The organism is Arthrobacter sp. GAS37 (genome assembly GCF_044908325.1).
In the GTDB taxonomy this organism is placed as follows: domain Bacteria; phylum Actinomycetota; class Actinomycetes; order Actinomycetales; family Micrococcaceae; genus Arthrobacter; species Arthrobacter ramosus.
This window is the reverse complement of sequence record NZ_JBIYDB010000036.1, coordinates 35,417-45,479: the sequence shown is the minus strand read 5'-3', so window position 1 is coordinate 45,479 and position 10,063 is coordinate 35,417. Positions and strand designations below refer to the sequence as shown.

10 protein-coding genes are annotated in these 10,063 nt (G+C 62.3%); 8 read left to right on the top strand and 2 right to left on the bottom strand.

Features of this window, described 5'->3' with window-relative positions:
- Positions 1-153 precede the first annotated feature (153 nt).
- Together ABH924_RS20320 and ABH924_RS20315 are read right to left on the bottom strand one after the other, a co-directional pair.
- Complete coding sequence (locus ABH924_RS20320) at positions 154-1,245, bottom strand: polyprenyl synthetase family protein (RefSeq protein WP_404501735.1); 1,092 nt, start codon at positions 1,243-1,245, stop codon at positions 154-156.
- The gene (locus ABH924_RS20315; RefSeq protein WP_332603343.1) at positions 1,242-1,514 is read right to left on the bottom strand and encodes a hypothetical protein; all 273 of its coding nucleotides are present in this window, start codon (positions 1,512-1,514) and stop codon (positions 1,242-1,244) included. The genes ABH924_RS20320 and ABH924_RS20315 overlap by 4 nt, the downstream gene beginning before the upstream one ends.
- Here ABH924_RS20315 and ABH924_RS20310 point away from each other — a divergent pair.
- From ABH924_RS20310 to ABH924_RS20275, 8 genes are all read left to right on the top strand, one after another.
- Positions 1,492-1,755 (top strand): hypothetical protein, encoded by a 264-nt coding sequence (locus tag ABH924_RS20310; RefSeq protein WP_404501733.1) that lies wholly within the window; start codon positions 1,492-1,494, stop codon positions 1,753-1,755. The genes ABH924_RS20315 and ABH924_RS20310 overlap by 23 nt on opposite strands.
- 182 nt (positions 1,756-1,937) lie before the next feature.
- Entirely contained in the window at positions 1,938-3,140 is a 1,203-nt protein-coding gene (dinB, locus tag ABH924_RS20305) for a DNA polymerase IV (protein WP_404501737.1), read from the top strand.
- A gap of 235 nt (positions 3,141-3,375) precedes the next feature.
- On the top strand, positions 3,376-3,741 hold the full coding sequence (locus tag ABH924_RS20300) for a DUF3040 domain-containing protein (protein ID WP_234753815.1): 366 nt from the start codon (positions 3,376-3,378) through the stop codon (positions 3,739-3,741).
- 379 nt (positions 3,742-4,120) lie between these two features.
- Positions 4,121-4,552 (top strand): division/cell wall cluster transcriptional repressor MraZ, encoded by a 432-nt coding sequence (gene mraZ / locus ABH924_RS20295; RefSeq protein WP_059389147.1) that lies wholly within the window; start codon positions 4,121-4,123, stop codon positions 4,550-4,552.
- Positions 4,553-4,731: 179 nt separating this feature from the next.
- Complete coding sequence (gene rsmH, locus ABH924_RS20290) at positions 4,732-5,730, top strand: 16S rRNA (cytosine(1402)-N(4))-methyltransferase RsmH (protein ID WP_404501730.1); 999 nt, start codon at positions 4,732-4,734, stop codon at positions 5,728-5,730.
- On the top strand, positions 5,727-6,392 hold the full coding sequence (locus ABH924_RS20285; RefSeq protein ID WP_404501729.1) for a hypothetical protein: 666 nt from the start codon (positions 5,727-5,729) through the stop codon (positions 6,390-6,392). The genes rsmH and ABH924_RS20285 overlap by 4 nt, the downstream gene beginning before the upstream one ends.
- Before the next feature lie 54 nt (positions 6,393-6,446).
- Positions 6,447-8,243 (top strand): peptidoglycan D,D-transpeptidase FtsI family protein, encoded by a 1,797-nt coding sequence (locus tag ABH924_RS20280; protein ID WP_404501727.1) that lies wholly within the window; start codon positions 6,447-6,449, stop codon positions 8,241-8,243.
- 178 nt (positions 8,244-8,421) lie between these two features.
- On the top strand, positions 8,422-10,059 hold the full coding sequence (locus tag ABH924_RS20275; RefSeq protein ID WP_404501725.1) for a UDP-N-acetylmuramoyl-L-alanyl-D-glutamate--2,6-diaminopimelate ligase: 1,638 nt from the start codon (positions 8,422-8,424) through the stop codon (positions 10,057-10,059).
- Positions 10,060-10,063: the final 4 nt, after the last annotated feature.

Sequence of the window (10,063 nt, the reverse complement as noted above, 5' to 3'; positions counted from 1 at the left end):
CGACAAAATACATCTCTCCCCCGCCGGCACCTACTTTTTTGCTGTTTCGTTACCCTTCAATAATCTTGTGTGGGGTCATTGATTTCGCCCCCCCCCACCACTGTATTTAAGGCAGGAATTTAGACTGCCCTTAACGTGGATTTCTCCAAGAGTTCACGCGGCCCGGCTGACGGCAGCTTCGGCCAACTGCCTGAGCGCGGTAAGCGGGAGCTCAGCCAAGGGGAGGCGTTCCAAGGCCTCGAAAGCCTCGTTGCTGAGTTCCTCGATCATCGATTCCGTGGCTTCGAGCGCACCGCAATCCACGATGATCCGCCGGATCTCGGCAACCTCGGCCTCGCCAAGGTCCTGTCTTCCGAGCATGGTATCGATGTAGCTCGAATCAGCAGCCCCGGCCTGGTTGATAGCGAAGCCCACCAGCACGGTCCGTTTGCCTTCGCGGAGGTCATCCCCCGCGGGCTTTCCTGTCGTCCCGGGGTCCCCGAATACTCCCAGGACGTCGTCGCGGAGCTGGAATGCTTCACCAAGCGGCAACGCGAACGCGGAATAGCCTTGCAGGAGCTCTTCGCTCGCACCGGCCAAGGCGCCCCCAAGGGCCAAGGGGTGTTCCGTTGAGTACTTCGCCGACTTGAAACGGATGATGGATCGGGCACGGTGGACGGCACCCGCGCGGTCCCGCACCGGGCCTGCAACTTCCTCCAATATGTCCAGGTATTGGCCGGCCATGACCTCGGCGCGCATCAGGTTGAAGATCCGCCGCGCAGGCGTGCCGGAAGCAGCCCTGCTACCAATCTCTGTGAACGCCTCCTCGCTGAAGGACAAGCAAAGGTCTCCGGTGAGAATCGCAGCCGCATGCCCGAAGCGTTCGCTGTCGAGGGCCCAGCCTTCGCCCTCATGGAGCTGGCTGAACCGCTTGTGGACGCTTGGACCGCCGCGCCGTGTATCAGAGCGGTCGATGATGTCATCGTGAATCAGGGCTGCAGCCTGGAAGAGTTCCAAAGCGCAGCCGGCAGTGATGATGTCGGGATGTGCGGACTCGCCTCCGGCACCTCGCCACCCCCAGTAGCACATCAAGGCCCGGAGCCGTTTGCCACCTGTCACGAGGCTTGTGATTGAGCCCATGAGCGGAGCGACATCGGGGGAGATGGTGGCCATGGTTTCTTGTTGCACCCCAAGGAAACCGTTAAGTCTGGCGGCGACATCGGCCACAAAACGGCTCTGTTCCGAACCCAGGCTCGCCGTGGTCACTTGATTGACCCGGCGGCCACGTTGGCACCGATGGTGAACGTGGATTTGCCTGCGGTTTCCACTACCGAGATATTCACCGTTTCATTGTCGCCACGGAGGAAATCCTTTGATTTGATACTTCCGACAGTGCTGCCGGGAACTTCCTTAAAGCCCTGCGCCGTGAGCGCAGAGGTATAAAAGGCCACTACTGCGTCCGACGGGGACGCAATGGTGCCGACCAGGGCCACGGACGCCGGGGAGGAGTTCTTGTCGAAACTGCTGGATTCCACAGCCGCCTTGGGCATCAATGGAATCAGTTGCTGCGGGAATCCCGGGACCAGGGCGCCGACCGCGGCCGAAGCTCCCGCGCCCGCCGTTGAAGTGGTGGACGGCCCCGGACTTGCCGAGGCAGTGGCTGCCCCGGACGATGTTGGCGCAGCCCCTTGGGATGCCGTGCTTGCCGGGGACGACCCGCAAGCCGAGACGGTCAACGCGACGCCCGTGGCCAACAAGGCCAGGCTGACGGGTTGAGGCTTTCCAAAGAGCTTCACAGGGATTTCCTCCTGGGGACGACGCCGGATGCTGCCTCCAGTTTAGGGCGCCGGATGCAGCCACCAGTAACCAGTGCCGCGGCATAGGATTTCCTTGTGAGACCACACGCAGAGAACAACGGGCGGGGCCCCGGACAAGAATTCGCCACGGATCCCGCTGCTCTGCGGGAACTGAGGCGCACCAGCATCCTCCACGTGGACATGGATGCCTTCTTTGTCTCGGTGGAATTGCGCACCCGGCCTGAACTCAAGGGAAAACCCGTCATTGTGGGCTTCCCGGTGGATCGCTCGGTTGTCCTCTCCGCCTCGTACGAAGCGCGCGCTCTGGGCGTGAAGTCTGCCATGCCCATGGCTAACGCCATGCGGATGTGCCCCAACGCGGTCATCATCGAGCCCCGCCACAGCCTCTACTACGAGGTGTCCCGGCAGTTGATGGGCATATTCGAATCGATTACGGACCTCGTGGAGCCCTTGAGCGTCGACGAGGCTTTCCTGGATGTCGGTGGCGCGATCAGGAGGCTTGGTCCGCCTCTCCAGATCGGTCATTTGATCCGGCGCCGGGTTGCGTCCGAGCTGGGAATCACTGCGTCCGTGGGAATAGCCGCCAACAAGTTCGTTGCCAAGATTGCTTCTACGCGCTGCAAACCCGACGGATTGCTGCTCATTGAGGAAGGGCAGACCGTAGCTTATTTGCACAGCCTGCCTGTGAACGCCCTGTGGGGAGTCGGGGCCAAGACCGCCGACGTCCTCGCCAGGCTGGGGATCCGTACCGTGGCTGATGTTGCGGCCACGCCGCTTTCTTCCTTGAAAAAGGTCCTTGGAGCTTCGGGTGAGCACGTCCACCGATTGTCGATGGGCTTGGATCCCCGGCCGGTCACGCCTACGCGCCTCGAAAAGAGCATTGGTTCCGAGGAAACGTTCGCTGTTGACACCCCGGATGACGCGCTCCTGCACCGCGAGTTGCTACGGCTCTCCCACCGAACCGCTTCACGGCTGCGGACAGCCGGAATGCTGGCCCGGACGATAGCGCTGAAGCTGCGCTATGCGGATTTTTCGACAATCAGCCGCAGCAAGACAATGCATACGCCGGTGGACAGCGCCCAGTTGATCTATCAGGTGGCGAGCCAGTTGCTGGCGTCCTTGGGGGAGCGCCCCATGAGCGTGCGCCTTGTAGGTGTGCGGGCTGAGCAGCTCGAACCGGCGGAACACACCTCGCTGCAGTTGAGCTTCGATCGCCGGGACGACAACTGGCGGGCGGCTGAACAGGCGCTTGACCGTGTCACCGAGCGATTCGGCAGCAAGACTGTCCTTCCGGCGACGCTTCTGGAGCCGCATGCGGAGCCGGACGGGCCGGGCTCCCCCTAGGCTTCGAAGAGCCCTCGGGTGCCCTCCGGTGTGTCTTTCAGAACAGCGGCCAACAAACTATCCTAGAGATACACAGATTTAGACCGTCTGGATAAATTGCCATGTTGCGTCTGTTCCGTGAGACCGTGTTCACAAGGCCCGGTCTTCGGGAACCCTTTTATGGGTTCGTCCGTTCAAGGGAACAGAGGCAACGGCCGCGGCGTATCCAGACGCTGGCCGACTAAAGGAGGTCGCGATGCCCCTCTCGGAGCACGAACAGAAGCTCCTCGAGCAACTCGAGAAGCAACTGCATGAGGACGATCCAAAGTTTGCCAATTCAATGGGCTCTGACCCCATTCGTTCATGGTCGACCAGGCACATCGTTATTGGCGTTCTAGGCACTATCGCCGGGATTCTCTTGTTGTTGGTAGGTGTGTCCTTGCAGAACATCTTCCTTGGGGTGCTGGGCTTCATCGTGATGGGCGCCGGCGTTTACTTTGCCACCCTGAGAAGGGCAGCCGGCGGGAAGTCGAAGAGTGGCAAGCCGGGCAAGGCAAGGAACTCATTCATGAGCAACCTCGAGGAACGCTGGGACGAGCGCCGCCGCGGCGAGGAGAGCTGAGCGCTCCACAAAGGGGCTTGTCCTCCAGACGGATGCCGAGTCCTCCACATTGCACCACCAGGTTCTGACCTGATTGCGAAAAGACCCGAATATCGGGTCTTTTCGCATTTAACGCCACGTTCGCCACACCTCGCGAGCCTGCAGGCGCGACTGGCGAAGCCGCCGTCGTGCGCCTCCGTGGAGCGCTGCCACAAAGTCTCCTCCACCACCAACCACCCCTGAGATCCTCATGTTTTCAGGCTCCCGCATTCGAAAGTGGGGCAGAAACACGCCGGATTGCGTTGACTGTGGGGGCTTGTGGAGTAAAGTGGAGCGAGTAAGAGGGTAGTGGCGGCGTGGGGCAGGTACGGGCACCTTTACGGATGGGGGCGGTGGGCCAGTGTTTCTTGGCACGCATTCTCCTCGTCTGGACGAAAAGGGCCGGATCATCCTTCCCGCCAAGTTCCGCGAGGAACTTGCTGACGGCTTGGTGCTCACAAGGGGCCAGGAACGTTGCATCTACGTCTTCAGCCAGCGGGAATTCGAACGTATTCACGAGTCCATGCGGGAGGCCCCCATCTCCTCCAAGCAGTCACGTGACTACATCAGGGTTTTCCTGTCCGGAGCCTCTGACGAGGTACCTGACAAGCAGGGGCGCGTGACGATTCCGCCGGCGCTCCGGAGCTACGCAGGTCTTGAGCGGGAATTGGCGGTCATCGGCGCCGGAACCCGTGCAGAGATCTGGGATGCCCAGGCTTGGGATGAGTACCTGGCCGAGAAGGAAGCCGCCTTCTCGGAGACCGACGACGACAACCTTCCCGGGTTCATTTAGAAACCGGGACAGGAAGCAGCAATGCTTCTTGGACGGGATCTCCAGCCGCCCATCACATTGTTTTCCTGGCTCACCTTCCCCGGAGCCAGGCAGACGCTGCGATAGGCGCGGATGGGGATCCGGCTCAAGAAGTGACCCGCCCGACTGACAGACGAACGATTCAGCTCTGAGGAGGCCGCATGGAGCAGCAAGACGCGCCAAAACCAACCTCGGAGCGACATGTACCGGTCCTGAAGGACCGGTGCATCAATTTGTTGGCACCAGGTTTTGAGGCCGCCCGCAGCCGTGGCGAAACGCCCGTCGTCATCGACGCCACGTTGGGAATGGGTGGCCACTCCGAAGCGATGCTGCAGCGGTTCCCCGATCTGCACCTTGTTGGCATAGACCGGGACGAAGAGGCCCTGGCCCTCGCCGGAGAGCGACTGCAACCGTTCGCGGCCCGCACTGACCTAGTACATGCCGTCTATGACGAAATCGAAGACGTGCTCGCGGACCTTGGTGTCCCGGAGGTGCACGGCATCCTCATGGATCTGGGCGTGTCTTCCCTCCAACTGGACGAGCGGGAGCGCGGCTTTGCCTACTCCTACGACGCGCCGCTGGATATGCGGATGGACACCAGCCGCGGCCAGACTGCCGCCGACGTAGTCAACAACTATTCCGAAGAAGACCTCGTGCGGATTATCCGCAAGTGGGGCGAAGAGAAGTTTGCCGGCAGGATCGCGAACCGCATCGTCACGGCGAGGGCCACCAAGCCATTCGCCACCACAGGGGAACTCGTCGAGCAGATCCGCGGCGTTGTTCCTGCGGCGGCTGCAAAGTCCGGCGGGCATCCGGCAAAGCGGACTTTCCAGGCCCTGCGGATTGAAGTCAACGAGGAACTCGACGTCCTGGAGAGGGCAGTGCCTGCCGCTCTCGCAGCCTCGGCAATGGGCGGACGAGTAGTGGTGATGTCGTACCACTCACTCGAAGACAAGATCGTCAAGTCGGTCTTCCAGTCCCGGTCCAAGTCATCGGCCCCGCTCGGCTTCCCTGTGGAGCTGGAAGAACATAAGCCGGAATTCAAGACCCTGACCAAGGGCACGGAAGTGCCTACCCCTGAAGAAATCGCCGAAAACCCGCGTGCGGCATCTGCCCGCCTGCGGGCCGTGGAACGCATCAAAGCGAGGAGAACAGCATGAGCACAGCTGCCGCGAAGATCCTGCCGACCACGGTGGGGAACACCGCGCGTGCCCTGCCTGCCCGGGGACCGGAGCGCGACACGACCCGCAAGGCGCGGACGCCGCTCTCGCTCGTACAGAGTGTTCCCGGACGACGGCGGACTCCGTTCGTCGTCTTTTGCTTCGGCGTGCTGGCGGCCGCCTTGTTGACCGTCCTGGTGCTCAACATCTCCGTTTCCACGGCCCAATACGACCTTGTGAAGCTCAGGAACGACGCTGCGTCCTTGAACAAGCAGAACCAGGATCTGACACAACAGGTCCAGAACTACCAGGCTCCCCAGAATCTTGCCGCCAAGGCCGCAGAATTGGGAATGGTAGCTTCCACCACCACGGGCCAGATCGATCTGGACAACCTGACGGTCACAGGAAAAGCCACGCCGGCAACCAAGGGACAGAATCCCGGTGCCGTCATCGCTGCTCCCGCGGTTGCAGGCCAGTCCAGCGTCGCTCCTTCTGCACCCGCCAAGAATGATGCACTGGACAGCCGTAAGCCCAACGGGGCCGCAGACTCGACGCCGGCCAAACCGCAGGCGCCCCCGGTTCCTGCGGCACCCAAGCCGCCGGTTGTGGATCTTCACGGTGGTTCGGTCCCGGCTCCACAGCAGAAGGTACCAGGGCAGTAGCGTCCAGCCGACCTGATTTCAGGTAACCAGCAAGGCAAGCAGCGAGGAATCGACGTGGTGCAGAAAACCGGCAAATCGAAGAACAAGAGAACGCCGGCGGCGAAGAAGCGCCTGCGCCTCGGCCTCGGAATCATGCTGACGCTGTTGCTGGTGGTCGGGGGCAAGTTGTTCCTCGTCCAAGGGCTGGACGTCGGCGGCCTGGCCGAGGCGGCCTACAACAACAGGCTGACAACCACGATCCTGCCAGCCGAACGCGGCAAGATCCTTGACGCCAACGGCACCGTGCTCGCCAGCAGCGTGATCCGCTACAACATCGTGGTGGACCAAACGGTCAACACCAACACTGATCAGTTTCCCCGTTTCAACTCCCAGACCCAAGCCATCGATACGATCTCCAGGTCCCAGGGGATAGCAGAACTTGCCAGCGCCCTGGGGATGGACGTCGGGCAGGTCACACAGGCCGTGACCGGCGTGAAGAAGTACAACATCGTGGCCAAGGAAGTGAAGCCGGACGTCGAGGACCGGATATCCCAACTGCACATCCCGGGTATCGTCTCGGAGGGCATCAGCAAGCGCGTCTATCCAAACGGCAGCGTCGCCGGTGGGATAGTCGGCTTCCTCAAGGACGGCACCACGGGCCAAGCAGGCCTCGAGCAGACCCAGGACGAGCTGCTGCGCGGCAAAGACGGCAAGCGCGTCTTCGAGATCGGCGCCGACGGTCTCCGTATCCCCGTGGCAACCGACCTGCTGACCCCGGCGGTCAACGGCAAAGACGTCAAGCTGACGCTGAACACGGACATCCAGTACTTTGCGCAGCAGGCCATCCAGACCCAGGTCAACCAGCTCAATGCGGAGTGGGGATCAATCGTCGTCGAGGACATCAAAACCGGGAACCTCATTGCGATGGCGGACACCAATGCACCGGATCCCAACGACCCCGGCAAGGTAGCGGCTGCGGACCGCGGCGTACGGTCCGTGACTGCTGCCTACGAGCCCGGTTCGGTGGAGAAGATGATCACGGCGTCCGCTGCGATCAATGAAGGAAAGTCCAGCCCATTGGACACCGTCACCATTCCACCGGCTTTGACCATCGACGGTCAGACTTTCACCGATGCGTTCGACCATGGAACCGAGCAGAGGACCCTTGCCGGCATCCTTGGCTATTCGATGAACACGGGTACCGTGATGATCGGCAGCCGCCTGAGCAAGCAACAGCGCTACGACTACCTCACGCGCTTCGGTATCGGCCAAGCCCCGGACATTGGTCTTCCCGCCGAAACCTCAGGCATCCTGGCCAAGCCCGATCAATGGGATGACCGCCAGCAGTACACCGTGCTGTTCGGCCAGGGTGTTTCCCAGTCCACGCTGCAGACCGTCCGGGCCTACCAAAGCGTGGCCAACGACGGCGTGATGCTGCAACCGCGGCTGATTGACGGCTATGTCGGAGCTGACGGGGTCGAGGAGAAAGTGCCTGCCAAGGACTCCCGGCAAGTCGTTACCAAGGACACCGCGCAGCAAATGCGGGACATCCTGGAGAGCAACGTGACCATGGGCGAAGTGAAAGATGCCGCCATCGACGGATACCGGGTGGGCGCCAAGACGGGTACGTCCCAGGCGCCCCGCGAAGATGGCCTGCCTGGCTTCGATGGCTACACCGCGTCCATTGTGGGCATGGCGCCCATGGACAATCCGCGCTTCATCGTTGAGGTTGTCCTCCAGCGGCCCAAGGGCAGCATTTACGGCATCACCCAGGGGCCGATTTTCCGCTCGGTCATGGGCCAGGTCCTGCGCACCTACAACGTCCCGCCGTCCACCGGCATTCCGGCGAAGTTCCCCCAATACGCCAAGTAGGGCCAAGTACCGCGAATAGGGCCCAATACGCCAAATAGAGCCAGTACGGCAAGTAGTTCAGTTTCGCCAAGTAAGCTTGTTGGGCATCTGTCCGGCCACATTACGATCCACCCATGCCGATTGCGGGAGCCCCCGGGTTCCCGCGCGGCCAGTTTTACGAGTACCAACGGAGACCACCTTGTCAGAGCAGAATGATGCCGTATCGATCCCTACAGGGAACCCGTCGGCTACGGACAAACCCGGCTTCCGTCCAGCCGTCGTGGCGCCTGTTCCCCTTGAGGCCATCGCAGCTTCCCTCGGAATCGTGCTGCCCCCGGACTCCGGCGGTACGTCGGTGACTGGAGTGTCCCTCAACTCGCGCACCGTCGAGCCGGGAGACTTGTACCTGGCCCTGCCCGGTGCCACACGCCACGGGGCCGACTTTGTCACCCAAGCGGTGGCAGCCGGCGCTGTGGCCGTCTTGACCGATGAAGATGGCGCCCGTCAATTGGCACTCAAGGACCTTGCCGTTCCCGTGCTGATCGTTGGCAATCCCCGTGCCGCCGTCGGCACCCTCGCCGCCCTCATTTATCGAAGCCGGCCCCTCGACGGCGTTTCGCCCACGCTTTTCGGTGTCACCGGTACGAACGGCAAAACCACGACGACGTATTTCATCAACTCCCTCCTCCGCGCCCTGGGCATGAATCCCGGCCTGATCGGGACGATTGAAATTCTTGCGGGGGGCGAAGCCATCTCGAGCCTGCTGACCACGCCGGAGTCGACGGATGTGCATGCCTTGCTCGCCCTCATGCGTGAACGTGGGCTCGAGGCGGCTTCCATGGAGGTCTCCTCCCATGCCCTGTCGTTCCACAGGGTCGACTCGGTGACGTTCGACGTTGCCGGCTTCACCAACCTGACACAGGACCACCTCGATCTCCACGGAAGCATGGACGAGTACTTCCGTACCAAGGCGGAACTATTCACCAGCGCGCGCGCACGGCGGGCTGTAGTGACGGTGGACGACCCCTGGGGGCGCTTGCTGGCCGATGAGGCGGGAATTCCCGTGACCACGCTGTCGGCCACGCCGGGGAGCGACGCTGACTGGACGGTGGAGTCAACCAAGCCACGCGGGCTTGGAACGGACTTCGAATTGCGCCATCGCGATGGAACGGCCCTGCGCGTCCATACCGGATTGCCGGGGGACTTCAACGTCGCCAACGCGGCGCTGGCCACCATTATGGTGCTTGACTCCGGCATCGACCCGTCGGTACTTCAAGCGGCGCTGGACAGCCACGATCCCTTCACCGTTTCCGTACCCGGCCGGATGCAGCTGATCTCGGATGCCCCTGCCTCAGTTGTCGATTTCGCGCACAACCCGGACGCGCTGGCGAGGGCCCTGAAGGCCGTACGCCCGCAATCACCCGGATCCCGCGTGATCGTTGTTTTCGGCGCCACAGGTCAGCGCGACCAGGGCAAGCGGCCGACCATGGGGGCCATCGCCGCCCGGCTCGCCGACGTCGTGATTGTCAGCGACGACGATCCCCATGACGAAGACGCTGCGGCGATCCGTTCGGAAGTCATCGCCGGCGCCCGTGCCGCCCGCGAGTCAGAGGACCTGGACTGCGAGATCGTGGAAGCGTACCCCCGGGACGTCGCCATCCGCCAAGCCGTGGAACTGGCCACTGAGAGGGACACCATCCTGATCGCCGGCCGGGGCCATGAGGTCTGGCAGGAAGTGAAGGGCGTCAACCTTGCCCTCGACGACCGGGTGGAACTGCGGGCGGCCTTGACAGCCAGGGGATTCAAAGTTTCCACGGACGAGCGGATAGAGTCCTAGACCG

Bases quoted from the DNA above. Each gene is read 5' to 3' on its own strand.
- ABH924_RS20300 (WP_234753815.1), top strand. From the start codon at position 3,376: ATGCCCCTCTCGGAGCACGAACAGAAGCTCCTCGAGCAACTCGAGAAG.
- rsmH (WP_404501730.1), top strand. From the start codon at position 4,732: ATGGAGCAGCAAGACGCGCCAAAACCAACCTCGGAGCGACATGTACCG.
- ABH924_RS20285 (WP_404501729.1), top strand. From the start codon at position 5,727: ATGAGCACAGCTGCCGCGAAGATCCTGCCGACCACGGTGGGGAACACC.